This window comes from Streptomyces sp. NPDC052109, from assembly GCF_040680195.1.
Lineage (GTDB): Bacteria > Actinomycetota > Actinomycetes > Streptomycetales > Streptomycetaceae > Streptomyces.
The window spans coordinates 1-24,806 of the sequence record NZ_JBFAWF010000003.1; the positions used below are offsets into that span (position 1 = coordinate 1).

The window sequence follows — 24,806 nt, forward strand, 5'->3', positions numbered from 1 at the left end:
GGACCTGCTGTCCAACAACCCCGACAAGGCCGAGCAGCTGCGGGCTCTCGGCGTCACGGTCCGGGACCGGGTGCCGACCGGCGTCTTCACCACGGCCCACAACGTCCGCTACCTCCGTACCAAGGTGGTCCGCACTCAGCACACACTGCCGCTGACGGAACTGACGGCGGGCTGAAAGCCGATTCGGCCCTCGGCAGCGGGCGAGCACGGCAGGCGCTTCACGGCCGGTCGGTCGACGGACCGGGCGCCACGTCCACCGTGAGGTCCTCCTGGCCTCCGACCAAGCCGCGGAGGCCGACCTCGACGAGACCGAGACCGAGCGTCTCGCGGCCGACCCTGACGTCTCGGTCCTGAAGCGGGCGGACGAGATCGTCGTCTGCGTCCACCAAGGCGACGGGGTCGCAGCCGTGACGCGAACCCTTCAGGTAGGCCACCGCGACGAAGGCTTCCGGGGGAGAGTTCCCGGCACCCGCTCTCTGCCGGGGGAGTGGGGCGTCGACGCGGGTGACGCCGCCCTCGACGGCGACGACGGTATGGGCGACGCCGAGGGCGAGGCTGTGGGGGCGTATGCCGATTCGGGCGACGGCTGGAGGACGTAGCGGTCGGCGCGGACGCGCTCGCGTACCCCGTCCATGTGAGGCGGCCGTCGGAGTCGTTGACGTAGACGCGGTTCGCGCCGTCCGACTCCATGAGCGCGGCCTGCCGGGCGAGTTCGGCTCGTTGGGCCATGTGGGACGTCTTGCGGAAACCGGAGACGTCCATGCCCAGTTCACGGGCCGTGCCGATGTGCCGGGACGAGATGTCGGCCTCCGTGCAGTGCGTGGCGACGGGCACCGGGCGGATGCCGAGGGGTACCGGACAGTGAGCATTTTCAGCGTGGCCACTGATCGGGTGACGGTGGCAGGGTGAGAGCGAGGTCCGCGACGGACAGGGCTTCCATGCCGTTGAGCTGTCCGGCAGAGCGCTGAGGGTGTTCAGCGCTGCGGCAGCGTGCGGGGCCGGCAGTCGCCAGGCCGACCACGTCGGCGGGTCCTCGGGGGGCGCCGGTCTCCCCGGCGGCTTCTGCTGCGGCCTTCAGCAGGCGGGCGGCCAGTTCCGTACAAGCCGGCAGGTCCGGGCCAGGTGCCGGGCGGCTGATGTCGCGTACCAGCGAGTGCAGCCGCGCGACCGGCAGCGCGTCCAGCCCGGCCGCGTAGTGCCAAGTCAGCTCGGCACTTCCTCCCGTCGCCGGTCATGGCCGGCTGTGGCGGGGATGGCGTTGTCGATGAGGACGGCGGCGATGGCGGCGGCGGTGGGGAAGGCGTCGGCGTTGAGCACCCGCGTGCGGGCCGCGGCGCCGTCGAGGAGCAGCGCGAGCTGCTCGCCGAGTTGTTCAGGGTCGGCGGCGCCGGCTTCGCGGGCGGTATCGGCGAGCCGCGCGGCGACGGCTTTCTTGTATTCGCGTGCGTACTGGGATGCGGGGTGCTGGGGGTCGTGGAGTTCGACGGCGGCGGCGATGTAGGGGCACAGGGGAGTGGTGGGGGGGATGTCGAAGGCGGCGAGGAGCCGTTCGCGGGCCGTGAGGTCGGTGCGGTCGAACACGCCGGACAGAACGGAGGGGTCGAACCGGCGCAGGTATTCGGCGACGAGTTCGTCCTTGCCGGTGAAGTGCTGGTAGGCCGTGCGCTTGGACACCTCGGCCGCCGCGCAGAGCTGGTCCATGCCGGTGCGGTTGATGCCCTGCTCGCGGAACAGCTGCTGGGACGCGCTGAGGATGCGCTCGCGGGCGCCCCGGCCGCGGCGGCGGCCCGTGGGGCCCTTCTCCAACTCCGTCATGGGTCCATGCTACCCCGGCCGGGTAACGACCGGTGTACATAGTTTGCGCCCCGGCCGCCCGCCCCGTACGGTACGTACACAGGGCGGTGTACATAACACCGTCGTCCCAGGTGCACACGGCACCACCGACCCAAGGGAGCGACCATGGGAAAGCTCGACGGCAAGGTAGCGGTCATCACCGGCGGCACCACCGGCATGGCGCTGGCCGGCGCGAAGCTGTTCGTCGACGAGGGAGCGCACGTCTTCATCACCGGCCGCCGCCAGGACGCCCTGGACGAGGCCGTGAAGCAGATCGGCCGCAACGTCACCGGCGTCCGGGGCGACGCCGCCGACCTGGACGACCTGGACCGCCTGTACGACATCGTCAAGCGGGAGAAGGGCAGCCTTGACGTGCTGTGGGCCAGCGCCGGCGGCGGCGAGCCCGCCCCGCTCGGCGAGATCACCGAGGCCCAGTTCGACACCTGGTTCGGGCTCAACGCCCGCGGCACCCTGTTCACCGTCCAGAAGGCCCTTCCGCTCTTCAACGACGGCGGCTCCATCCTCATGACCGGCTCCAACGCCTCCCTCGGCGGCTTCCCCGGCTGGAGCGTCTACGCCGGCAGCAAGGCCGTCCAGCAGGCGTGGGCCCGCATCTGGCTCAACGAGCTCAAGGACCGCCGCATCCGCGTCAACGTCCTGACCCCCGGCCAGGTCGCCACCGCCAAGCAGGAAGAACTGTTCGACGAGGCCACCAAGCGCCAGTTCGAGTCCCTCATCCCCCGCGGCCAGATGGGCCGCCCCGACGAAATCGCCACCGCCGCCCTCTTCCTCGCCTCCGACGACTCCAGCTACGTCAACGGCATGGAACTGGTCGCCGACGGCGGCACCACCGCCATCTGAACCGGACGACACACAACCAGGGCAGGGCATCTCATGAGCAACATCAGCATCATCGGCACCGGAAACATGGCCCGCACCATCGGCGCGCGGGCCATAGCGGGCGGCAACACCGTCGAGGTCATGGGCCGCGATCAGTCCAAGGCCGTTGACCTGGCCAAGGCCCTCGGCGACGGCGCCACGACCGGAGAATGGGGCACCGCCCCGGCCGGGGACATCGTCATCGTGGCCCTGTTGTACAACGGTGTCGTGCCGGCCGTCGCCCAGTACGGAGACGCTCTCGCGGGCAAGGTCATCGTCGACATCAGCAATCCCTTCAATTCCGCGTTCGACGGGCTGGCCCACCGCGAGGAGACCTCGATCGCGCAGGAAGTCGCCAAAGCGGCCCCGGCCAGCGCCAGCGTGGTGAAGGCGTTCAACACGATCTTCCGTCATGTCCTGGCGAAAGGCCGGCCCGACGTCTTCATCGCTGGCGACAATGCGCAGGCCAAGGCACGTGTGGAGGCGTTCATCGAGAGCCTCGGGCTGCGCCCGCTGGACGTCGGCGGCCTGAAAATGGCGCACTGGCTCGAAGGAGCGGGCGTGGTCACGGTAGGCCTCGCCAACCACGGGGTGGGGAACTTGGACTTCGCCCTCAGCATCACCGAACTTCCTGTCTGAGCGAACGGTTGATGGCGCCTTTTCAGAGCGGCCACCGATCGGGGGACGGAGCCGGCGTGAGCCGGGGCGCAACGGACAGGGCTCCCGTGCTGTTGAGGGAGGTGTTCGAAGTCTCAACTCAGCAGCACAGGAGCCCTGTCGGTTCCCCATCCTGCCGCAATCGACCTCCCACACGCCTTGGCCGAGTGGACGATGCTCATCGTCACCCATGAGGGTGACCGGCGGTGCGAACTCGCGCCGCATTCCCGTGCGTTGGTGACACTCGTGTACCTGCGCCGCCACGACACCCTCGAGAGGATCGCCACGGCCTTCGGGATATCCGTCGGCACCGCCCACGCCTACGTCACCGCCGTCACCGGCCTGCTCGCCGACCGGGCCCCGGGCCTGCTGAAGACGCTGTGCGACCACGAGCCCGAGTTCGTCCTTCTGGACGGCACCCTGGCCGAGTGCGACCGCGTCGGCGACAGCCGCGCCGACTACTCCGCCAAGCACCGCCGCCACGGCGTGAACGTCCAGCTCGTCACCGATCCGACCGGCGAGGTTCTGTGGATCTCGCTCGCACTGCCAGGCCGCACCCACGACCTGACCGCGGCCCGCACCCACACGATCATCCGGATCTGCGAACGCCAGGGCGTCCCCGTCCTCGACGACCGCGCCCACACCGGTGCCGGCCCGCACGTCACCACTGGCCTGAGACGTCCGCCCGGCGGGGAACTCACCCCCACCCAGCGCACCGCGAACCGTGCCCTCGCCCAGGCCCGAGCTCCCGTCGAACGCGGCATGGCGCGACTGAAATCCTGGCAGATCTTCCGCAGATCCCGCATCAGCCCCAACCGCATGACCGTCATCGCCAAGGCCGTCCTCACCCTGGAGAGGCAACGCTGAAAACGCTCAGTCCGTCGCCGTGGGTGATTCCGATGGCGGCCACGTCCGCGGCGTCCAGTGCGCCGGCGACGGTGCGTGGCCTTTTCCGAACACACAGGTCGCTGCGGCCACCTGGCCACGCTCCCGATGCCCGACATCGCCGCCGCGACGGCCGAGGCAGCTCGCGCTCCGGACGGACTCGACGCAGGCGCCTCGATTTGCCGGCCGACAATAAGGGCAGCTACGTCGGCAGCGCCGGGCAGCCCGGACTGCGGCAGTGCTTCGACGAGCGCGGCAAGGAACCACGGCGTTCGCCGTTACCCCGGAATCCGGTTCGTCCTCAGCCGCGCCGGCGGTTTCGTCCCCAGCGCGTCTCACCGCACGGCCGTCGCCATTGCCGGTGAGACCGGCCGCAGCATGCTGGCCGTGGTGGACCCGCCACACGCCTCCGCCACTGCGCCCGGCGGACCGCCGTCCGCGCGGTCTTCAAGCTAGTCCAGCCGGGCTCGGCCGCGGCTTGCGCTGATTGCATGCCAGTTCCGAGACAACAAGATCACGGTGGTGGATCACCCGATGGGTCCTGCTGTTTCGCTACTGCCACTCCCGGGCGGGCGGGGCCTCAGTCCCGTGATCCAATTCGTCGCACGAGTGCCGACTTTCCGCGAGGGCTTCGAACCCTACGCCGCTCCGTTGTCATCAGGAATCGAGGTGATTCCATTCCGTGCGGCAACTCCCGCCTTCACTTTCCATACGACGTATGTTCTACTGGTGAGAGGTTCCATACGGCGTATGGAACCTTGGGGTGCAGTCGTACCGACAACGCGCGAGGCGGAGCCGCCACGTCAGCTCCTGATCGGCCTGATCGGCCTGATCGCTGATACGGAGATCGCCTTCGTCCGGTAATCGATGCTGTGGTCCCCGGACATCCCCTACCTCTGTCCAGCCTCTTCGATTTCGACGACAGCCCTTCCAGTGGCCGTTCGCGTATGACTCGAGGCACTAGGAGTAATACCGATGAAGTCATCGAAAACCGTGGCACGGGGGCTCCCTGTGCAGCTTGTCGTTTCGAGCGAGGCGTCGTTGTCACTGACCATGAGGCTCCGATATGACCCCAGTGATCCATACGTTGTCCGCGCCGCATTCACCATTCTCGACAGCGACGAGGCGGTGGAATGGATCATCGGGCGAGATCTTCTGGCTGATGGACTGACGGGACCGGTCGGTGAGGGAGACATACGGGTATGGCCCGTCGGCGACGGTGAGCTCTGTGACGTGTACATCCTGCTCAGCCCGCCCGCTGGTACGGCTTTGCTCCAAGCTCCGGCGCGGGAGGTCAGCGCATTCCTGCGGGAGACGGAGGAGCTGGTGCCCAGAGGGGCCGAGACCGGGCACGTCGACCTGGACGCTTCGCTGGCACAACTCCTCGGTGACGGATGAAGGGACCGGTTTCAATGCTTCCGCTGATGACCATGGCTCTTCGAAATCAGCCCTCGCCGATTTCGGACGCGGGAGCCATATCGCTCTGCGCACTGATCTTCACCATCTCGTCTTTCTGGTGGATCAACGCAAGGCAGGGGTGCCTGGAGTCGTGGGAGCCTCAATCGTTTGCGGCGATCGTCCATTGCTCCCTGACTCGCCTGCGGCTTCCGCTCGTCCTGCACAACACCGGTGCCAAACCGATAGTCGTGCAAGATCTCAGGATGACCTTTCCTGATGAGCCAGCTTCTCATCTGCCACTTCTGTGGATGTCCTCGCCGTCCCGCCTCCGGCCTGGGCTGGACGAGGAGCCGAAGTTGCCGGCAGGGTTCGCCGTGGCGGGCAGGGAAGCTCAGCAGCTCTTCATGGAGTTCGAGGCACCGTTTGCGGGCTTCGTTCTCGAGCCCCGTGACTACAGGGTCCAGATGCAAGTGAGAGTCGGTCATCGGAAAGGGTGGCGCCCACTACTGACGTTCACCTTGAGGGCCGCCAACATCATTGATCGCGACCGATACACCGTTTACAGCAACGCACCTGTCGAGCTGACGAGAGAGGACAGGCAGAAGGCGGACGCCGCCCTCCGGGAGCTGCTGGACGAGCAGGAGAACCTGCCCGCTCTCGGCGAGGGGAAGAGGTGGGACCCTTCGGACGACTGACCCTCGCCCCGCCACGGGTCCGCGACGGCGCGCTCGACGACACAGATCCGAACCGGATCGTCGCTGCGTTCGGCGTCACGTGTGAGCGTGTTCCGGCCCACCGGTGGGTGGACAGCGGGTCCGGATGGGCCGTGGTCCGGTTCGCTACCGTCCCGACCGCGATGGCCGGTTCGAGAGAGGCGCACCTTCGCCCCCGGCGCCGGTGTGCCTGAGGACCCCGCGCGCGGCAGCGTGAACGCGCCTCGGGCAGGGGCTCACCGTCACCGGCGCCGCGCCCTCCGCCTCACGGGTCTCCCGGGGTGCGCGTCGGGGACGGGACGCCACTGTCGAGATCACGGCCGATGCGGGCGGCACCGTCCGGGTCAGCGGCGCCGCCGGACTGCTCTGCAGCGCGTCAGGACCGTCGCGCGCCCGGGAGAGCAGCCGGGGCGGGCCCGGGGCCGTCATGTGGTGTCGGGGGAGAGCGTCTTCATCATGACGTAGCTGGTCACCGTGGCCACGCCGGGCAGGCCGGCCAACTGGTTGGCGTGGAAGTCCTCGTAGGCGGGCAGGTCGGCGACCTCGACCTGGAGCAGGTAGTCGTAGTTTCCGGTGACATGGTGGCTGTGGACCACCTCGGGCAGTCGGGTGACCGCACGCTCGAACGCGATCACCTCCGTGCGGGCGTGCCGCATCAGCCGCACCCCGGCGAACACGCGCAGGCCGCGGCCGACCGCGGCGGGATCGATCAGCGCCCGGTACCCGCGGATGACGCCGACTTCCTCCAGCCGGCGCACGCGCCGCAGGCAGGGTGACGGCGACAGGCCGACCCGGGCGGCGAGTTCGGCGTTGCTGATCCGACCGTGCTTTTCGAGCACGGCCAGGATCGAGCGGTCTACCTCGTCCCTCGCGGCAGATTATCGCTCGCTGACTTCTCCTATCACAATCATCTGCCTCGAATCCCCCGCAATTTGCTGCCAAAGTTGCTGGGATTCGCTCGCTTCGGCATGCCCGTCGGTCACGCTTCACGGCGTCACATCCCGATGATTCACGGAAGGGGAACCACCATGCCGGGCAGCACCACGGTCACCGTTCACTCCGATCGCGACGTCCGTCCCAGCCGCGCGGTGGCTCCGCCCATCCACCGGACGGCGGCGTTCCGGGCCGAGGAGGCGGAGACGTTCGCGCAGGTCGCGGTCGAACCGCGGGGCAAGGACTTCCACACCCGCTTCGGCAATCCGAACCACGCACAGGTCGCGGCCGTGGTCGCCGAACTGGAGCACACCGAGGCAGCCATGGTCACCGCATCCGGTATGGCCGCGCTCACCACCGCCGTACTGGCCCTGGTGTCTGCCGGTGACCACGTCATCGGGCAGAAGTCGACGTACGGGGGCACGGCATCGGTGCTGCCGAACCTGCTGCCGCGCCTCGGCGTGTCGACCACCCTGGTGGACCAGGCCGATCCGGAGGCGTTCGAGAAGGCGCTGACCCCGCAGACCCGCCTGATCCCGGTGGAGTCGCCGGGCAATCCGATGCTGCAGATCACCGACCTGCGCGCCGTCGCGGTCCTGGCCCGTGCGCACGACGCGCTGACCATGGCGGACAACACCTTGGCCACCCCGCTGAACCAGCGACCGGCGGACTTCGGCATCGATCTGGTCCGGCACAGCGCCACCAAGTACCTCAACGGCAATTCCGACGTGTCCGCCGGAGTGCCGGCCGGCCCGGCAGAGGTCCTGAACCGGATCTGGGGGCGTCGTCCTGCCCACCGGTGCCACGCTCGGCCCGATCGATGCGTGGTTGCTGCTGCGCGGCATGCGCACGCTGCCGCTGCGTGTGCCGCGGCACAACGCCAACGGTCAGGCGCTCGCGGAGGCGCTGCGGGACCGTCCGGCCGTGAGCCGGGTGTACTACCCCGGCCTGGCGACCGACCCGCAGCACAAGCTGGCGGCGAACCAGATGGGCGGTTTCGGCGGGGAGCTCGGCATCGAGTTCGCCGGCGGTTTCGAGATGGCGGACGCGTTCCTCGGCCGGCTGCGCTACCCCCGCCGCTCGGCCGGCCTCGGCGGCGTGGAATCCCTGGCCGTGCACCCGGCGCCCATGTGGCGGGGGATGCTCAGCGAGGATCAGATCGCCGCATCGGTTCCGCCGGGCCTGGTCCGGCTGGCCGCGGGCACGGAGGACACTGCCGACCTGGTTGCCGACACGCTCGCCGCGGCCGACGCGGTCCTCGTCCCGGCGACGACCGCCTGAGCGGCCGTACTCCGCCCGATTCCGACGGAGGCCGCAGCGTCCCGCTGCTGAGAGCGATTCCCTGCGGCGGCGGCAACGCCGGACAATTCAAGTGATGTTGGACCGATCGAGAGTCTTCGTGGAGGAACTCCCATGAGAACGCTGCTCACTGGCGGCACCGTGGTCAGCATGGACCGGACCGTCGGCGATCTCGACCGCGGCGACGTGCTGATCGAGGACGGCGTGATCGTCGGGGTCGCCGAACGGATCGACGCGCCGGACGCCGATGTGATCGACGCGGCCGACCGGATCGTGCTGCCCGGCTTCGTCGACACCCACCGGCACACCTGGCAGACGGCGTTCCGCGGCGTCGGCGCCGACTGGACGTTCGCCGAGTACCTCGCAGCGGTGCACGGAACGTTGAAGCCCCACTACCAGCCGGAGGACGTCTATCTGGGCAACCTGCTCGGCCGGCTGGAGGCCCTGCACTCCGGCGTGACCACGATGCTGGACTGGTTCCACTGCGCGCAGAGCCCCGACCACGCCGACGCCGCCGTCGCGGCCCTGCGGGACGCGCCGGGGCGGTCGATCTTCTGCTACGGCGCGGGATGGGGCACCACTGCCACGATCGACGCCGAGATCCGCCGTGTCCGGTCCGGACTTCACGAAGACGGCCTGGTCACCATGGCGCTCGGGCTGCGCGGGCCGGAACTGACCTCCATGGACACCGTTGCCGAGGAGCTGGGGCTGGCGACCGAGCTCGGGCTGCGGACCAGCGTGCACATCGACTCCGGCGCCACCCGCCGCACGATCGCCGAACTCCATGAGCACGGCCTGCTGCGGGACACCACGACCTTCGTGCACGCCAACAAAGCCGACGACGACGAGCTGTGGATGCTCGCAGACGCCGGCAGTTCGGTGTCGATCAGCCCGGACGTCGAGCTGAAGATGGGTATGGGCTGGCCGGAGACCGGCCGGATGCTCGCCGCCGGCCTGCGTCCGACGCTGTCCACGGACGACGCTCCGTCGGCCGGCGGCGACATGTTCTCCACCATGCGCACCGCCTACGCCGTACAGCGCGGCCTGGACGGTGGCCTGAGCTCACGGGACGTGCTGGAGTTCGCCACCCTCGACGGGGCCCGGGCATGCGGGCAGGTCACCCGAACGGGCAGCATCACGCCTGGCAGGGACGCCGACGTGATCCTGCTGCGCGCCGACGACCTGACCGCGTTCCCGGCCACCCGTCCGGCCGGCACGATCGTCACCGCCGGCCATCCCGGCCTGGTCGACACCGTTCTCGTCGCCGGCCGCGTGGTCAAACGCGACGGTGTCCTGGTGGACGTGGACCTGCCGGCGCTGCGGACCCGACTGCTCGAGTCACGCGACCGGATCGCGGCGGCCGCCGGCATCCCGCTCGACGGGACATGGCGTCCGCAGGCGGCGTCGCAGTGAGCGCATTCGGCTGCGAGGGCAGTCTGCGGCGCTTCCGCTCCACCACCGGTGGCGTAACGCGCCGCCCCTGGCCCGCCGGCGAACGCCGGCATCGCCGCGCAACGATGCGGGCAGCGGGGCCGCACGAAAACCCTGTGACCCCCAGGCCAAGATCATGAGGGATCCTCAGGCTGCGGGGGCGGGTGGGGTCCGTCCCGGCGTTGTCCTGCGGTCTTCGCCCCGGTGGTCGACCTGCCTGGTGAGCGTCTCACTGATCTCACGCAGCTGCTCCAGCTGCGCAGGGGACAGACGGTCAAGGAAGCGCGAGCGGACACACGCAAGCTGGAGCGGAGTTGCCGCTTGCAGGGCGTCTTTCCCCGCTTCGGTCAGTCTGGCGAGGACGATACGACGCTCCACAGGATCCGGTGCGCGCTCCACCCAACCGTGTTCCCGTGCGCGATCCACCAAGTGGGAGAGCCTGCTTGTCGATATCCCCATCCGCCGAGCCAACTTGGTCAGGCCCAGTTGCCCGTCGGGCGCTTCCGACAGCCAGGAAAGCATCTCGTAGTGGATCTGCCACATGCCGGTCCCACGTCGGAACTCATGCCCGACCTGCTCGGTGAGCCAGCGTGCCGCACTGCTGAAGGCGCGCGCAGACCGCTGCATGTCAAGGTTCGTCGCTGATTCCGTTCTCATCACAGGGACTCCCTGACTTCGAAGATGCGGACGAGGTTCAGCCCCCGTTGACCGCCCAACGCCCCCCGGTACTGCGGTCGCCTGGATCACTGGGCGAGCACACGTCAGGCCGCTCTACCGCTCGGGGACCAGGCCCGGCCGTGCGAGGAGCACTCGGGTCATCAGCCCGCTGAAGACGCCGAGGCCGACGGCTGCGGCTGTCCACCATGGGGCCCAGGGAAGCACTCCGACGGCCTGGTCGACCGACCAGCGGCCCGGCCCGGTGAGCGTCAGCACGGCCGGAAGGACCATCAGGACGAGCGGGTACTCGTAGCCGTCGTTCTGCACCCAGAGCCCGTTGCGCCACTTGACCGTGACCGCGACCGTCATGACCCCCGCGGCAGTGGTGGCCGCCAAAGGGGTGAGTGCCCCTGCGCTGAGCAGAAGACCCGCAGCGATCTGGCCGAGGCCCGCGGCGGCGGCAGTGAGCCGACCGCCGCGGAACCCGCCCGTACGGAACTCCGCCGCTCCGCCCTCGAGCCCGTGGCCGCCGAGGCGATGGCTGACTTTCTGGATCCCATGCCCGGCGAAAAGGAGTCCGACGACCAGCCTCAGGATGAGCAATCCGGTGTTCATCACACGCTCCTCGCGCGTTGGTGGGTGGTGCGGCAGTGGTTGGTTCCGTGCGTCACAGCACGAAACAGGTGTCGAAGATCTCGGTCGGGGCTTCCGGGGCGAAGCCGCGCTGGGCGCGCCAGTGCCGGTGCTGTTCGGACTCGGCGACGGCCTGGCCGAGGAGTTCGGCCTGTCGCGCGCCCGAGATGCTGGGCTTGACGGTGGCCTGGTAACCGCCGTAGTGGGCGACCGGGCTCCATGCCGGGCTGATCGCCGGTATCGCCTCGTCCAGGCCCTCGTACTCGGCACCGGCGTAGACGATGCGGCCGCCGGTGACGGTGAGAAGGGACTCGATGTGCGGGATGTCCTGCTCGGGGACGGTGAAGAAGTCGTCGGAGAGGACGGCGAGGTCGCCGTAGAAGCCGGGCTTGAGGATGCCCTTGACGTCCTGCTCTCCGGTGAGCTCGGCGCCGGCCCGGGTGTACATGGTCAGTGCGGTCTCCCGGCTGACGCGGGTTTCCGGCGGGTAGATCGTCAGGTCGCCGATGGTGCGGCCGGAGACCAGCCAGTGCAGCGCGACCCACGGGTCGTAGGAGGACACGCGGGTGGCGTCCGTGCCGGCACCGACGATCAGGCCGCGCTCCAGCATGGCGCGCACCGGCGGTGCCTCGGCGGCGGCCGCGGCGCCGTAGCGGCGCACGAATGCCTCGCCCTGGAAGGACATGCGGTTCTGGACCGACATGGCGCCGCCGAGGGCGACGATGCGGTCGAGGCTGTCACGAGAGACGGTCTCCGCGTGGTCGAACAGCCAGCGGTTCCCGGCGGGGAAGAGGCCCTCGGCGGCGAGCTTCTCGAAGACGGCGAGGTCGCGGCGGATCGTCTCGTCGTAGGTGGCGTGGAGGCGGAAGCCCCAGCCGTTCTCCATCAACAACCGTACGGCCGTCTCGAAGCCCTCCTCGTAGTCCGCGGCCAGTTCGGGCCTCGGCTCGGTGAAGTTCTCGAAGTCGGCCGCCGACCAGGTCAGGTTCTCCCCGGCGCCGTTGAGACGCAGCCATTCGTCGCCGTCCCCGGGACGGACCATACCGATCCAGCGCTTGAGGTCGTCGACCTCCTGTCCCGGGGTCTGCGGGAAGAGGTGGTACGCGATGCGCAGTGAGAGCTGGCCGGCCTTGGCCAGGTCGATGACGGTTCCGTAGTTGTCGGGGAAGTTCTGGAAGCCGCCGGCCGCGTCGATGGCCGAAGTAAGGCCGAACCGGTTCAGCTCGCGCAGGAAGTGCCGGGTCGAGGTCTTCAGGTCCTCGCCCTGCAGGGTCGGTGCCGCGGCGAGAGTGGAGTACAGGATCAGCGCGCTGGGGGCGGCCAGGAGCATGCCGGTCGGTTCCCCGTCACGGCCGCGCACGATCTGGCCGCCCTTGGGGTCGGGGGTGGCCTTGGTGTAGCCGGCCGCCTTCAGCGCCGCACGGTTCATCAGGGCGGACTGGTACAGATGCAGCACGAACACCGGGGTGTCCGGTGCGGCCGCGTTCAGCTCGGCGAGGGTCGGCAGGCGCTTCTCGGCGAACTGGTCCGCCGACCAACCGCCGACCACCCTGACCCACTGCCCCTTGGGCGTGCGGGCGGCTTGCTCGCGCAGCATCGCCAGTGCCTGGCGCAGCGTCGGCACGCCGTCCCAGCGCAGCTCGAGGACGTAGTTCAGGCCGCCGCGGATGACGTGCAGGTGGGAGTCGTTGAGGCCGGGGACGACCCGGCGGCCCAGCGCGTCGATCACTCGGGTCCGGACGCTGATCAGCGGCGCGACGTCGTTGTCGGCACCGACCACGGTGATCTTGCCGTCCTTGATGGCGACGGCGCCGGCCTGGGGGTTTGTCGGGTCGCCGGTGTAGATCCTGGCGTTGCGGACGACGAGGTCGGCGACGTGGTCGTCGTTGACGGCGGGGAGGCCGGCGACAGGCATAGTGGTCATGGAAATCATCTCCGGAGCAGGGAGTACTGAGAAGCTGTGTGGGGGACGAAGCGGCTGCTGGGGTCGCGGTAAGGGGGAGTGACCGGCCGGCGGCGTCAGCCGGAGGACGAGCTGGGGGGCACGGCCAGGGCGGCGGCGACGGCACCGCAGGTGCCGGCCAGCAGAGGCCAGCCCAGTCCCGTGTGTCGCACGAGCAGGGCTCCCCCGAGCGCGCCCGCCAGCATCGCCAGCACGGAGGCCAGTCGGCGGGCGGCGCGCGGATTCGTCCCGCCGGCCAGGGCCGAGTCGGAGGCCAGCCCGGTCAGCGTGAGTGTCAGCACCGTGGTGGTCACATCCGGCACGGAGAGCTTGCGGACTGTCCCGTTGCGTAGGCCCATGGCCAGTGCGATCAGGGCGATCAGCACATAGAACGCGTGGTCCGAGCCGAAGGCTACGGCTGTCGCCGTAGCCAGCAGCACGATTTCGAGCACCAGGGTCACGCGCAGTCGGCGGGGCGAAGGGTGGTGGCGCATCGCGCTTTCCAGACGGCCGGCCAGCGCCGCTCCGACCAGGAAGGCGGCAAGCGACACCAGCGAGCCGAGAACCGAGAAGCCGGGCGCGCCGCCGGCGGCGAAGCCGATGATGACCACGTTGCCGGTCATGTTCGCCGTGAAGACATGTCCCAGTCCCAGGTAGCTGATCGCGTCGATGAGGCCGCTTACGGCTGTCGCGGTCATGAGGGCCGGCAGCAGCGGCTCACGGCCGCCCGGCGCCTGCCGGGCCGGGGAATCGTTGGTAGTCACTGTTGTTTCCTTGGGTCACGGCCCGTCTTCGGTCCGGGGTCATCTGATGGAGACCTCGTACGCCGTGCCCGGTCCTGCACGCGGCCGTGCCTCCGAGGGGCAGCCCAACGGGCTGCCACCGGTGCGCAGTTCGGCACCGACCCGTGGTGGATGGTCTCTCTTCCGCCAGACGCCCGATGCCATGCACAGCGCGGTCCAGGGCAGCGGGGCGGCGCCGGGCCCGGGGCGATGTGCCCCGGGGCCGGGGGGTCGGGCGGTCAGCCCGCGGCGTGAGCGCCGATGACGGACTGGGCGTAAACGACGCCGAGACCGTAGGCGCCGCCGTGCTCCTTGACGATGTCCATGACGGGGAGGTACGTCTCGGCGCGGGCCCAGTCGCGCTGCAGCTCCAGCAGGACCTGGATCCAGGTCACAGGTACGGCACCGGCCTTGACCATGCGCTCGATGGCGTGTTCGTGAGCCTGCGGGGTGACACCGCCGGAGGCGTCGGCCACCACGTACACCTCGTAGCCCTGGCCGAGCGCGGACAGCGCGGGAAGCACGATGCACACCTCGGTCCACAGCCCCGAGATGATGATCTTCCTCCGGCCGGTGGCCTTGATCGCCTCGACGACGGCGTTGTCCTCCCAGGCGTTCATCGTGGTGCGGTCGATGATCTCCTCGGCCGGGAAGACCTCGGCCAGCTGCGGAAGGATCGGGCCGGAGAACGACTCGGCGGCCACGGTGGTCAGCGCCACCGGGACGTCGAACGCCTTGGCCGCCTTCGCCAGACCGACGGTGGCGTTGATGATCGCGTTGCGGTCGCCGCTGGCGGTTCCGAAGAACATCTGCGGCTGATGGTCGACGAACAGCATCACCGAGTTGTCGGGAGTCAGCAGGTCGGGGCTGGGAGCAGCCTTCACGTTGGTGACGTTGAACATGAGGGGTTCCTTTTCTTCCGGTCCAGGCAGGTGCGCAGACCTGGCGTGCCTGGCCGCAGGTCGGCCGAAGCGTGCCAGCAGTCCCTGCAGTCGGTTCTTGGATGCCGACATCGCGGCCTCCTTCGGGCGTCACGCCGGGCAGTGGTCCACCCCCCGAGGGGGGCACTCGCATCGATCAACCTTCGGAAGGAGCTGATCCTCCGCAAGAAGTTGAACGATGAACTAATGAGAGGAAACGGCATCAGGGAGACCGGTGTCCATGTTTCCGGCCACAGCGATCGGCCCCTTCGGCGGTGGCCGGACACAGCCGCCCGGCCGTTGCTTGCAGGACGGGGCGCATGCTGCCGTCCGCCGCCGTGACCATGCGACCAGGAGCCCCTCAACAGGAGCGCGCGCCACGTAGGTGGCGGCGAGCGCGACGTGGACGACGTTGCGGGTGACGGCAGCCGGGTGGCCCGTCGCCGAGGCCTACGCTTCCCGCCAACTCGCCTGGCAGGGCCCTCAGTTCACTCTCTGCACGTGCGGCGAGCGTGTCGTGCGGTGAGCTGAACCGCGACCGCGCGGGCAAGGCCCGGGCAAGGCCGTTGGCTCCGTACACGCAGGCCGAACCCCGCGCCACCGCCTCGGAGCCGTGAGGCGGAGACCACGTCGGCCGTATGCGCCGCGAGCAGGGTGCCGAATCGGCCGGTACCTGGTCCGTCGCATGATCGACTCTCGGCTCGGGGCCTGGCGAGGCGGCCGCTCCGCGCCGGTGCGGGCTGCCGCTCCGGCGGTACCGTGGAGGGAAGACCCCTGTTCGGTGAGTCGGAGAAGGCCTTGGCCGAGGAGGAGATCAGCGCCCTGGCGACCGCGTTGCTCGATCGTCTCGAGCAGCTGGCGAAGGAGATGGCGGAGCGGATCCGCGCCGGCTCGCGGGACCTCCAGTACGACGTGGTGTCCGAGGAGGAGCTGGAGGAGGCCTGCCGCACCCACATCGGCAACGCACTCCAGGCGCTGTCCGGACGCGTACCGGCGGACACGGAGACCGCGGCCCGCATCGGCCGCCGCCGCGCCCTGCAGCACGTGCCGCTGCCCACCGTGATGACGGCCTATCGCATCGGCGTGAAGTACCTCTGGGAGGTGGTGGTCGCTGAGGCCGCCACGACCCCTTCGGTGGGGAGCGACGGGCTGGTCGCAGTGGCCACGGCGATGAGCGAGCTCCAGGACAGCATCACCGGGGCCATGGTCTCCGGATACCACGAAGCGGTGGCCCGGCGCCTGCTCGACAGCGAGCACGAGCGTTCGGCGGTGGTGGAGGCACTGCTGCAGGGCAGCAGCATGGACGCCGATGCCGTATGGTCCGCGGCGGAGGTGCTGGGTGTGCCGCGCAACGGTCCGTTCACCGTCGTCGCCGCGGAAGTACCGCAGCTCGGCCGGCAGGCCCTGCCGGAGGCTCCGGCCCTCCTGAACCGGCGCGGCATCCGCTCCTCCTGGCGGCTGCGCCCCGATCTCCAGCTGGGCATCGTGTACCTGCGCACCCCGCGGGACCTGGACGAGCTGGTCGACGTGCTGCGGCACCACGCACGGCAGCGCATAGGGGTGAGCCCCTCCTACGACGACCTCTGCCGCACGGGGGACGCCCTGCGCTTCGCCCGGGTCGCCATGCGCGGCGGCGACGCGGAGAGCCGCACCGTGACCGTCTTCGACGACTCCCCGGTCGCGGTCGCGTCAGCCGGCGCACCCGACGTCATGGCCCGCGTCGCCACCAACGTCCTCGGCCCGATCGAGGACCTGCCCGCCGAAGAACGCGAAGTGCTGCTGGACACGCTGGACGCCTGGTTCGGCTGCGGCGGATCGGCGGACGAGGCCGCCAAGCGTCTGTACGTACACCCCAACACGGTGCGCGCTCGCCTGCGCCGTATCGCGGAACGTACCGGCCGCTCCGTGGCCGATCCCCGCGGTATCGCCGAACTCACCCTGGCCCTGCGAGCAGTGCGGCAGTCACCGGACCCCCCGTCCTGGGAGCGGACCGGCACCACGGAGACAACGGACGCGTGAGCCGATCCACGCCCCGGGCGAGCCTGTGCCCGCCGGCCCCCCGCGTGCGTGCCCGTTCGACCGAGCCGAGGAGCCGGGTCGCCTCCGGGCCGCTTGGTCGCCGAGGGATCCGGCGGCCCCGAACAGGAAGGCACAGGGCCCGCCGAGGCCCTCGGCTGCGACGGCCACCAGCAGGTTCGCCGCCCCGGTCGCCGCCGCGGCGAACCGCACGTGTGGATGTCGACTCGACCTCTTGTACAGCCCGGACGTCGTCGGCGACGCGGACTGTCCGCCGCTGCGGGGCTGACGCGGAGGGAAAACCGGGCGCCGGGTCGGACAGCCTTCGACTCCGGACCAGGCGCCGACCGGAGCCGCGACCGGGGCCCTCGTGCCGGTCCTCTTCGACCCGGGTGTCCGCACAGGGCCGACATCGTCACGGCCCTCGCCCTGGGCGGCCACCGCCGTCGGCCGCCCCCACGCATCCGGCCTCGCCCACGGCGGCGAGGCCGACGTCGTCCGTCCCGCGGGCCCTGCTCGCCGAGGCCGACCTGATCACGGCCGTCGACGGCCACCCCACGCTCGCCGACCTCCCCCCGGCTCCCTCCGCCGCCTCGCCTGACACGCTCACCGGCCGGGCAGGCCGCACCGGCCACCCCTCGCCCTGCGAGGGGTTCACTCTGGCCCACCGCCTCGGCGAACCGGGCCAGGCCCTGCAGGCCGTCACCGAACAGGCGATATTTCATGACAGGAGTGGCCTCCCCGGAGACGCCCAGGAAGGCATTCGAACGTTCACCGAGAAGCGCTCACCCCTCTCCCCGGCATGAAAGTCGACGGCAGCCATGACTGAGCAGTCCACCGTCCGCAGCGTGACCTACGACCTGCTGCGGACTCTGAATCTCACCACGGTCTTCGGTAATCCCGGCTCCACCGAAGAGCCCTTCCTCCAGGATTTCCCAGAGGACTTCACCTACGTCCTGGCGCTGCAGGAGGCATCCGTCATCGCGATGGCCGACACCTTCGCCCAGGTGACCGGCCGCCCGGCACTGGTCAACGTGCACTCCTCGGCCGGGATGGGCAACGCGGTGGGCAACCTGGTCGCGGCCTACCACGGCAACACTCCCCTGATCGTCACCTCCGGCCAGCAGCACCGGGAACTCGTGATCGGCGATCCCTACCTCGGCAACCGCGAGGCCACCACACTCCCGAAGCCGTGGGTGAAGTGGTCGTACGAGCCCGCCCGCGCCGAAGACGTCCCGGAAGCCTTCATGCGGGCCTATGCGGAGGCGTTGCAGCCGCCGACGGGACCGGTCTACCTGTCGATTCCCATGGACGACTGGAAGCGGCCCCTGTCCCGCTTCACCCGGGTGCGCACGGTGAGCGACCGTGTCGCCCCCGACACCGCGCGGCTGCGCACGTTCGCCGATCGCATCTCCGCAAGCCGCAACCCCGCGCTGGTCTTCGGACCGGAGGTCGACCGGGCCGGCGGCTGGGACGCGGCCGTGGCCCTGGCCGAGAAACTGCGCGCGGCCGTCTACGGCGCCCCACTGCAGGACCGCGCCTCCTTCCCCGAGGACCACCCCCTCTTCGGCGGCCCGCTCGGCATGTCGGTGAAGACCATCAGCGACCGGCTGACCGGGCACGACCTGGTGGTCGTGATCGGCGCGGAGGTGTTCCGCTACTACCCCTACGTGCCCGGCGACTACCTCCCCGAAGGCACCGACCTGCTGCAGATCACCGGGAACCCGGCGGTCGCCGCGGCGGCACGTTTGGGCGACAGCCTCCTGGGCGATCCCAGGACGGCGATCGAGCTGCTCCTGGACATGGTCACGGAGGGATCCGCGCGGACCGTTCCGGAACCGATGCCGCGCCCGCGTGAACTGCCCCGGACGCCGAACACCCCGCTCACCCCGCCGGAGGTGTACGCCACCCTCAGCAGGGTCCGGCCGTCGGACGCGGTCGTCGTCAACGAGTCGACCTCCACCATGGCGCAGCAGATCGAGTGGCTCCCCACCACCCGGACCGGATCGTTCTTCGCCACGGCCAGCGGGGGCATCGGCTGGGGCACCCCGGCCGCGGTGGGCGTCGCGCTCGGAGACCGGGACAGGGGCGTCGAGCGGCCGGTCGTCGGTCTGATCGGGGACGGCTCCTTCCAGTACTCCGTGCAGGCCATCTACACGGCGGCCCAGCACAACCTCCCGATCGTCTACGTGGTCATGCGCAACCAGGAGTACTCCATCCTCAAGTCGTTCGCGACGCTGGAGGAGACCCCGGGCGTGCCGGGCCTCGACCTGCCCGGACTCGACATCGCCTCCGTCGCCCGCGGCTTCGGATGCCGCGCGGTCGACGTGGAGACCACCGGGGACCTGGAGCGGGAGTTCAAGTCGGCCCTGGCCGCCGGCACCACCACCGTCATCGTCGTTCCCACGCAACCCCAGCAGGCGATGTTGTAGGCCGCGCGGCTCACACACATCGCGGAAACCCAGCGGAGAGGGAGAAGCACTCATGGACTTTGGGCTGGAGGACCGGGTGTACATAGTCACCGGCGGCACCCGGGGGCTGGGCATGGCCGCCGCGCGCGAACTGGTGGCCGACGGGGCGAGGGTGGTCGTCAGCGGTCGCAGCGAGAATTCGGTGGCCGCCGCCGTACCGGGGCTCGGCGGCCCGGGGCAGGCGGTCGGCGTCGTGGCCGACAACGCCGACCCCGACACCCCGGACCGGCTGATCGCCGCGGCCCGCGAGGCCTTCAAGCGGCTGGACGGGGTGCTCATCAGCGTCGGCGGCCCCCCGGCAGGCACCTCGGACAGCATCGACGACGACCAGTGGCGCGCCGCCTTCGAGTCGGTCTTCCTCGGCGCGGTACGGCTCTCCCGCGCCGTCGCCGCCGAGTTGGGCGAGGGCGGCGCCATCGGCTTCGTCCTCTCCAGCTCCGTCTACGAGCCGATCCCCGGCCTCGCGATCTCCAACGCCCTGCGGCCGGGCCTGGCCGGCTACGCGAAGAACCTCGCGAACGAGCTGGGGCCGAGAGGCATCCGCGTCGTCGGCCTCGTGCCCGCCCACATCGAGACCGACCGGGTACGCGAACTCGACGCGCGGCACGGCGACCCCGACGCCGCCCGCGAGCGTGCGACCGCAGGCGTCCCCCTGCGCCGCTACGGAACCCCGGACGAGTTCGGCCGGAGCGCCGCGTTCCTGCTCTCGCCCGCCGCGTCGTACCTGACGGGCGTGATGCTGTCGATCGATGGCGGCGTGCGCAAGGGCTTCTGACAGGTCCCGGGGTACTGCGCGTACCGAGCCCGTTGATGCAGGGACGTCGGGGGAGCGCCGAGCCCGGTGCGGCGGGGCCATCCGCAGAAGGAGTCGACGCATGGTCGTGCCGCAGGACGGTCCTGCCGGGGCCGCCGTCGAGGGCGGTCGTGTGCGTCCAAAAGCCCACAGACCGTCGTGCTCGCTGAGCACCGCATGCTCTACCGGTCCTACGGAGCCGTCAGCACGCCCCTGCGGAAAAGACGGCGCTGACGCGAAAGACGGCGCCCCCAGGGTGCTGGAAGGGTCGTGGACACATCGAGTCCGGCGCTTTCGAAGCGATCTTCTTGGGGGATCGACCGGCGGTCTCAGCTGCTCTGCTGTTCGGAGGGCACGCACTGCGCTCGTCGCACGCCGTCCTCCAGGAGGGCCAGATGGAGGCCCACCGGATACACGCTCCGGCCCGCATCCGAAGCCGGCAGCGGTGTCAGGCGTAGCCCTTGCGCTGTACGTCGTGCAGGGCCAGGGCGCCCAGCGGTACGTTCAGCCAGAAGGTGAGCAGCCGGTAGACGAGCACGGCGGAGGTGGCCGCGCCGGCCGCGACGCCGAGCGCGGTGAGACCGGCGATGAGGCCGGCTTCGAGGGCGCCCAGTCCGCCGGGGACGGGAGCGGCGTTGGCGACGAGGCGTGCCGCCATGTAGACGGCGCCGGCCTGGACGAAGGGAAGATCGCCGCCGAACGCGCGGACGCTCAGCGCGAGTCCGACGACCTGGATGAGGGGCAGGCCCAGCGCGCCGGTGACGAGGAGAGCCAGCTTGGCGGGGTCGGACGCGATCCCCGTCAGGGTCGACCCGGCCGCGTGCAGGAACGGCCACACCTTCTCGCGCAGGAAGCGCCGGCCGGCCGGGGTGACACCGAGCAGCCCTCCGGCCGCGAGGGTCAGGGCGATGGCCGGCAGCACATACCGGCCTGCGGGCAGGTGCAGGTGCACTCCCGCGTGGTGCCGTCCGGCCCAGGCGAAGAACCCGGCGGCGAGCACGGCGTTGGAGACGGCGCCGGCCAGGCTCTGCAGCCCGACGGAGGCCGTGGCGGCGCCGGTCTCGATCCCCGTCTTCTGCAGGTAGCGCAGATTGAGCGCCATGCCGCCGACGTTGTTCGGGGTGATCCGGTTCAGGAACGAACTGGCGAACTGCACCTCGTATGTGGGGCCGAAGGGCAGCCTGGCCGGAATGGTGCCCAATTGCAGGCAGGTGGAAAACACCTGGGAGATGAAGGTGACGGGTAGTACGGCGAGGATCCACCACCAGTTGGCGTGGCGCAACGCGGTGATGACCGCCGGGGCGTTGGCGAGCTGCGGCAGCACCAGGTGGAGGACGAGGAACGCGCCGACCAGTGCGAAGATGCTCCTCCAGGTGAAGCGCGCGAGGTGCGCGAGCGGAGCAGGCTCGGCACCGGTCGCCTCCACGACTTCGGCAGAGAGGTCACGCAGCAGGCTCGGGCGGCCGCCGGGGCGCACCGTGCGCCGTTTGGTACCCGTCCCGGCCGCCCGCGCGCGGGCCTGGTCGTACCGCGCGACCTCGTGCTGTGCGGGGCCGAGCAGCGCGAGCGGCTGCAGGTAGGGCAGTGCGGTCGCCAGCGGCCGCGGGCCGAGGCCGGCCAGCGCACACCGGGTGGCGCGGTGTGCCCCGACACGTGTGGCGGTGGTGGCGAGCAGCTCGGCGACGTCGCTGCCGAGCCCGTCGGGTGTGGCGCCCAGCCGGGCGCGTGCGAACGCGGTGAGCCGGGATGTGCCGTCCGGCTCGACGAGGATGTTTTGCGGGTGCAGCGCCCGGTGCGCCAGCCGGTGCTTCTGGAGGCGGGACACCGACGTCCATATCCCGGTGAGCATCTGGTCGGTGATCTCCTCGCCCGCGAACGCGGACAGCGGGCGGGCGGTGCGCTCGACCGTCACCAGCAGTGCGCCGCCCCTGGCCACCGGGTACGCGATCACCGGCTCGGCCACCCGGGCGCCGGTACGGCCTGCGAACACGAGCATGAGCAGTTCGTGCTCGACCGCGGCGAGTGGGGAATGCGCGCCCGTGTCGGCGGGGTGGCGCAGCAGGACCAGCCGGGCCAGCCGGTGGAAGACATCGCGGTTGCGGTCCTCGGGGCCGAGCACCTGTACCGTGAGCCGCGCACCGGCGGTGGTCTCGGCGCCGTAGCGGACCCCCTCCCCGGGGCGCCGATCGGTCGAAGGCGTCTCCCGCAGCGTGGCGAGCGGGATCCCGCACGCGACGAGTGCGTCGGCGACCGCCTGCGGGACCGGCCGGTCCGCCGGGCCTCCGGCCAGCAGCAGCACGGCGGATCCGGCCACACCTCCCACGGCGAGCGCGGCGACTGTCTCCAGCGGCACGATGGCGGCGGCCGCGACGCTCAGCCCGGCACACACGGCGATCAGCGTCCACCACGTCCGCCGCAGACGGTTGTCCAGCCAAGGCCCTGCCGCCACGACCGCCGCCGCGCAGGCGGCCAGGTACGTTGCCGACGGCCAGCCGGCCTGCACCAGTGCGCCCCGTCCCACCAGTACCTGCGGCCACAGGTGCGGTCTGCTGCGTGTAAGGGCAAGACGGGTGACCGCCCACGAAAGCAGCGCGCCCAGCGCCGCCGCGGGCACGATCCGCAGGATCGCGTCGCCCCGCCGCCGGGCGACCAGTACGCCGACGGCCACCACCGGCGCGACCACGGCGGCCACCTGCACCGCCCCCACGACACCATCGCGCAAGCCCGGCGGCAGCGCGGTCGCCGCGTCGAGCAGCCCCTGCTGCAGCCTGCGGGTGAACGCGAGCGCCGCGACGGCCGTCAGCACCGTCCCCACCAGCACGGCGCCGGACACCAGCAGCCGCGACACATCGGCCGCCCGGCGCACGTGGCGCGGCGGCGGGGCGTCGACCACCGGTGCCGCCGCGGCCTGAGCACCCTCGGCTGCGACGGAGAGCGGGACGATGCCAGGGCGTTCACTCACAGTCGGCCGCCCGAGGCGGATCGGCCTTGGTCATCTCGGCTCCTCGTCGCGGACGTGGCGCACAGTGTGCTTCGGCGGGCACCGCCCCTTCCTCCGACCAACTGATGCGGGCACTCGTTCTGGGAACTGCGCGGCGCCGTTCCTCCGGGCGCGGTTGTCGCCATCGAACCGACACCCGGCCTGGCCTGCAGGAGCGCTCGTCGGACTCGGCTTGGTCAGGTGTGGTGCTCCGAGGCTTTCGCGACCTGCTTGAGCGCCGATGCCGTGGCAGGGTCACCGACCTTCGCGGGTTGCTCGTGCGTGTGGTGTCCGGGACGGTCGTGGTGGGAGTGGGATGGTGCCAGCCGGCCGCCGGGACCGTAGCTCTCCATGTCTGTGGTTTCCGAGGGGGTGGGACCCCGGTCCGCCATAGCGGGCCGCGATCCGGTTTCCGCTGCGTCGTCCTGCGGGTTTCCAGCCTTGTTGTTCTCGGCTGTCTCGTCGCGTGCGTCTTGTCGGGGACGCGGCTGGGTCAGCCACGCGACGGCCGCACCGGTGAGAGCCAGGGGCCATTCCACCACCCCGGCGACGCCGAGCACCCCGGCTCCGGTGTAGACCGCCATCCGTCGGCCGCGCGGAGAGACAGCTCCGATCCAGTCCAGTGCGCTGTCGGCGGCCGTGCTCACCTGCTGGGCTCCGGGCAAGCGGCTGAGTACGGAGCCGACGGCCCGCAACGGCTCACGAAGATCCGATGAACCCGCTTTGACCTGGCTCATATGCGAACTCCCTCCGCGCGCCTGGCAGAGTTGCCAGTTTCGGAGTTCCCCGATGTCACGCCGTATAAGCCGGGTGCGGGCAGCCGTCGGGAGTTTCGGGTGGCCTGCTTCTGATGGCTCAGCTCGACACCGGCGTTTCGGTGTACCGGGGCCGGAGACCGGACGCCTCCGCGCTGCATGCGGACTGGGTCGTGCGGAGCCACATGGGCGCCTCCGCTCACGCGCCGCCGCGCCTGACGAGTCTCGTGCCGGTGCGGAGGCGCGGTGCCGGGTCACCTGCGGCTCATGCGTCGCAGGTGGCTATGTACGAGCCTGCGCATCGAACGCCATGAGGGCCGGGTCATGTGCGACGGGGCGGTGTCGGATCGGGCCAGTGGCGCTTCGGGCGTGGGACGCCGGCGTCCGGCGATCTGCAGCACACAGGTGGCGGCACGCTCGGCGGCCTCGCCGGTGCGGAGAGTGACGCCGAAAGGATGGGGCGGATCATCGGGCAACTCGGCGGCAAGTGTGGTCGTGGGGCCGCGGTGTCCCGGATCGTCGCCGACCACCGCTTCGAGCCGCAGAGTGGGTGGTGCGGTGATGGGGATGTCGGCCCTATGCGGCTGTGTGCGCACCCGACGGGCGGAGAGAGGCCACCGCGGCTGCCGGCGGTGCAGGTTCGGTTTCCCCGCTGTTCGGCTGCCCTTGCTGCTGGGCGGTGTGCAGCGCGGCGTGCAGCAGGAGGCGGGCGGGCAGTCCCAGGCCGCTGGCGTCGATTGCCATACCGAGGAGAGGTCCGGCCAGGGGAGCGAGGGTACGGGCAAGCGACTGCATCTGAGGAACCGGTGCGGTTCGGGGCAATTTGATG

At 70.5% G+C, this 24,806-nt stretch carries 18 protein-coding genes and 4 pseudogenes; 12 read left to right on the plus strand and 10 right to left on the minus strand.

All coding sequences use genetic code 11. The features are described 5' to 3' along the window. A pseudogene (locus tag AB0L59_RS08680) lies at window positions 1-175 on the plus strand (GTP cyclohydrolase); the annotation flags it as partial. A gap of 43 nt (window positions 176-218) precedes the next feature. Here AB0L59_RS08680 and AB0L59_RS08685 read toward each other — a convergent pair. Next, a pseudogene (locus tag AB0L59_RS08685) lies at window positions 219-849 on the minus strand (4-hydroxy-2-oxovalerate aldolase); the annotation flags it as partial. 354 nt (window positions 850-1,203) lie between these two features. Then, window positions 1,204-1,815 (minus strand): helix-turn-helix domain-containing protein, encoded by a 612-nt coding sequence (locus AB0L59_RS08690; protein WP_365580981.1) that lies wholly within the window; start codon window positions 1,813-1,815, stop codon window positions 1,204-1,206. A 144-nt stretch (window positions 1,816-1,959) separates the two neighbouring features. On the opposite strand from AB0L59_RS08690, the gene AB0L59_RS08695 reads away from it, so the two are divergent. The 5 genes from AB0L59_RS08695 to AB0L59_RS08715 all read left to right on the plus strand — a co-directional run bounded on the left by AB0L59_RS08695 (window position 1,960) and on the right by AB0L59_RS08715 (window position 6,347). Then, complete coding sequence (locus AB0L59_RS08695; RefSeq protein WP_365580983.1) at window positions 1,960-2,694, plus strand: SDR family oxidoreductase; 735 nt, start codon at window positions 1,960-1,962, stop codon at window positions 2,692-2,694. 33 nt (window positions 2,695-2,727) lie between these two features. Next, window positions 2,728-3,351 carry an NAD(P)-binding domain-containing protein gene (locus AB0L59_RS08700; RefSeq protein ID WP_365580985.1) on the plus strand — a complete coding sequence of 208 codons (624 nt, stop codon included), beginning with the start codon at window positions 2,728-2,730 and terminating at the stop codon, window positions 3,349-3,351. A 192-nt stretch (window positions 3,352-3,543) separates the two neighbouring features. Further along, window positions 3,544-4,236, plus strand: a complete 693-nt coding sequence (locus tag AB0L59_RS08705) for a transposase family protein (RefSeq protein WP_365581595.1) — start codon at window positions 3,544-3,546, stop codon at window positions 4,234-4,236. 993 nt (window positions 4,237-5,229) lie between these two features. Beyond that, window positions 5,230-5,652: an SsgA family sporulation/cell division regulator gene (locus AB0L59_RS08710; RefSeq protein ID WP_365580987.1), complete on the plus strand. Its 423-nt coding sequence runs from the start codon at window positions 5,230-5,232 to the stop codon at window positions 5,650-5,652. Window positions 5,653-5,678: 26 nt separating this feature from the next. Then, window positions 5,679-6,347, plus strand: a complete 669-nt coding sequence (locus AB0L59_RS08715) for a hypothetical protein (protein ID WP_365580989.1) — start codon at window positions 5,679-5,681, stop codon at window positions 6,345-6,347. A gap of 443 nt (window positions 6,348-6,790) precedes the next feature. Here AB0L59_RS08715 and AB0L59_RS08720 read toward each other — a convergent pair. Further along, window positions 6,791-7,231: pseudogene (locus AB0L59_RS08720) on the minus strand (Lrp/AsnC family transcriptional regulator); the annotation flags it as partial. Window positions 7,232-7,393: 162 nt separating this feature from the next. Here AB0L59_RS08720 and AB0L59_RS08725 point away from each other — a divergent pair. The 3 genes and pseudogenes from AB0L59_RS08725 to AB0L59_RS08735 form a co-directional block, all read left to right on the plus strand. Further along, window positions 7,394-7,984: pseudogene (locus tag AB0L59_RS08725) on the plus strand (PLP-dependent transferase); the annotation flags it as partial. Window positions 7,985-8,141: 157 nt separating this feature from the next. Continuing rightward, window positions 8,142-8,579, plus strand: a complete 438-nt coding sequence (locus tag AB0L59_RS08730; protein ID WP_365580990.1) for a PLP-dependent transferase — start codon at window positions 8,142-8,144, stop codon at window positions 8,577-8,579. Between the two features lie 132 nt (window positions 8,580-8,711). Further along, window positions 8,712-10,010 carry an amidohydrolase family protein gene (locus tag AB0L59_RS08735; RefSeq protein ID WP_365580992.1) on the plus strand — a complete coding sequence of 433 codons (1,299 nt, stop codon included), beginning with the start codon at window positions 8,712-8,714 and terminating at the stop codon, window positions 10,008-10,010. Between the two features lie 165 nt (window positions 10,011-10,175). On the opposite strand, the gene AB0L59_RS08740 is transcribed toward AB0L59_RS08735, so the two are convergent. The 5 genes from AB0L59_RS08740 to AB0L59_RS08760 form a co-directional block, all read right to left on the minus strand. Further along, entirely contained in the window at window positions 10,176-10,685 is a 510-nt protein-coding gene (locus AB0L59_RS08740) for a MarR family transcriptional regulator (RefSeq protein WP_365580993.1), read from the minus strand. 114 nt (window positions 10,686-10,799) lie between these two features. Further along, window positions 10,800-11,300: a DoxX family protein gene (locus AB0L59_RS08745; protein WP_365580994.1), complete on the minus strand. Its 501-nt coding sequence runs from the start codon at window positions 11,298-11,300 to the stop codon at window positions 10,800-10,802. Window positions 11,301-11,352: 52 nt separating this feature from the next. Beyond that, window positions 11,353-13,242, minus strand: coding sequence for an amidohydrolase (locus AB0L59_RS08750; RefSeq protein WP_365580996.1), 1,890 nt, complete (start codon window positions 13,240-13,242; stop codon window positions 11,353-11,355). A gap of 95 nt (window positions 13,243-13,337) precedes the next feature. After that, on the minus strand, window positions 13,338-13,958 hold the full coding sequence (locus tag AB0L59_RS08755; protein WP_365581597.1) for a YoaK family protein: 621 nt from the start codon (window positions 13,956-13,958) through the stop codon (window positions 13,338-13,340). A gap of 323 nt (window positions 13,959-14,281) precedes the next feature. Further along, complete coding sequence (locus AB0L59_RS08760; RefSeq protein WP_365580997.1) at window positions 14,282-14,944, minus strand: hydrolase; 663 nt, start codon at window positions 14,942-14,944, stop codon at window positions 14,282-14,284. Window positions 14,945-15,721: 777 nt separating this feature from the next. Between AB0L59_RS08760 and AB0L59_RS08765 the strand changes: the two genes are divergently transcribed. The 3 genes from AB0L59_RS08765 to AB0L59_RS08775 all read left to right on the plus strand — a co-directional run bounded on the left by AB0L59_RS08765 (window position 15,722) and on the right by AB0L59_RS08775 (window position 20,224). After that, complete coding sequence (locus AB0L59_RS08765) at window positions 15,722-16,981, plus strand: helix-turn-helix domain-containing protein (RefSeq protein ID WP_365580999.1); 1,260 nt, start codon at window positions 15,722-15,724, stop codon at window positions 16,979-16,981. Window positions 16,982-17,799: 818 nt separating this feature from the next. Next, window positions 17,800-19,410, plus strand: coding sequence for a benzoylformate decarboxylase (gene mdlC / locus AB0L59_RS08770; protein WP_365581001.1), 1,611 nt, complete (start codon window positions 17,800-17,802; stop codon window positions 19,408-19,410). Between the two features lie 52 nt (window positions 19,411-19,462). Then, window positions 19,463-20,224, plus strand: a complete 762-nt coding sequence (locus AB0L59_RS08775) for an SDR family oxidoreductase (protein ID WP_365581003.1) — start codon at window positions 19,463-19,465, stop codon at window positions 20,222-20,224. Window positions 20,225-20,690: 466 nt separating this feature from the next. On the opposite strand, the gene AB0L59_RS08780 is transcribed toward AB0L59_RS08775, so the two are convergent. Together AB0L59_RS08780 and AB0L59_RS08785 are read right to left on the minus strand one after the other, a co-directional pair. Beyond that, window positions 20,691-23,204 (minus strand): lysylphosphatidylglycerol synthase transmembrane domain-containing protein, encoded by a 2,514-nt coding sequence (locus tag AB0L59_RS08780; RefSeq protein WP_365581005.1) that lies wholly within the window; start codon window positions 23,202-23,204, stop codon window positions 20,691-20,693. Window positions 23,205-23,419: 215 nt separating this feature from the next. Then, on the minus strand, window positions 23,420-23,959 hold the full coding sequence (locus AB0L59_RS08785; RefSeq protein WP_365581006.1) for a hypothetical protein: 540 nt from the start codon (window positions 23,957-23,959) through the stop codon (window positions 23,420-23,422). Window positions 23,960-24,806: the final 847 nt, after the last annotated feature.

What these genes read in the sequence shown, in the direction of transcription:
- AB0L59_RS08690 (WP_365580981.1), bottom strand. Translation starts at nt 1,815, where the DNA reads ATGACGGAGTTGGAGAAGGGCCCCACGGGCCGCCGCCGCGGCCGGGGC.
- AB0L59_RS08695 (WP_365580983.1), top strand. Translation starts at nt 1,960, where the DNA reads ATGGGAAAGCTCGACGGCAAGGTAGCGGTCATCACCGGCGGCACCACC.
- AB0L59_RS08700 (WP_365580985.1), top strand. Translation starts at nt 2,728, where the DNA reads ATGAGCAACATCAGCATCATCGGCACCGGAAACATGGCCCGCACCATC.
- AB0L59_RS08705 (WP_365581595.1), top strand. Translation starts at nt 3,544, where the DNA reads ATGCTCATCGTCACCCATGAGGGTGACCGGCGGTGCGAACTCGCGCCG.
- AB0L59_RS08710 (WP_365580987.1), top strand. Translation starts at nt 5,230, where the DNA reads ATGAAGTCATCGAAAACCGTGGCACGGGGGCTCCCTGTGCAGCTTGTC.
- AB0L59_RS08715 (WP_365580989.1), top strand. Translation starts at nt 5,679, where the DNA reads ATGACCATGGCTCTTCGAAATCAGCCCTCGCCGATTTCGGACGCGGGA.
- AB0L59_RS08730 (WP_365580990.1), top strand. Translation starts at nt 8,142, where the DNA reads ATGCGCACGCTGCCGCTGCGTGTGCCGCGGCACAACGCCAACGGTCAG.
- AB0L59_RS08735 (WP_365580992.1), top strand. Translation starts at nt 8,712, where the DNA reads ATGAGAACGCTGCTCACTGGCGGCACCGTGGTCAGCATGGACCGGACC.
- AB0L59_RS08740 (WP_365580993.1), bottom strand. Translation starts at nt 10,685, where the DNA reads ATGAGAACGGAATCAGCGACGAACCTTGACATGCAGCGGTCTGCGCGC.
- AB0L59_RS08745 (WP_365580994.1), bottom strand. Translation starts at nt 11,300, where the DNA reads ATGAACACCGGATTGCTCATCCTGAGGCTGGTCGTCGGACTCCTTTTC.
- AB0L59_RS08750 (WP_365580996.1), bottom strand. Translation starts at nt 13,242, where the DNA reads ATGACCACTATGCCTGTCGCCGGCCTCCCCGCCGTCAACGACGACCAC.
- AB0L59_RS08755 (WP_365581597.1), bottom strand. Translation starts at nt 13,958, where the DNA reads ATGACCGCGACAGCCGTAAGCGGCCTCATCGACGCGATCAGCTACCTG.
- AB0L59_RS08760 (WP_365580997.1), bottom strand. Translation starts at nt 14,944, where the DNA reads ATGTTCAACGTCACCAACGTGAAGGCTGCTCCCAGCCCCGACCTGCTG.
- mdlC (WP_365581001.1), top strand. Translation starts at nt 17,800, where the DNA reads ATGACTGAGCAGTCCACCGTCCGCAGCGTGACCTACGACCTGCTGCGG.
- AB0L59_RS08775 (WP_365581003.1), top strand. Translation starts at nt 19,463, where the DNA reads ATGGACTTTGGGCTGGAGGACCGGGTGTACATAGTCACCGGCGGCACC.
- AB0L59_RS08785 (WP_365581006.1), bottom strand. Translation starts at nt 23,959, where the DNA reads ATGAGCCAGGTCAAAGCGGGTTCATCGGATCTTCGTGAGCCGTTGCGG.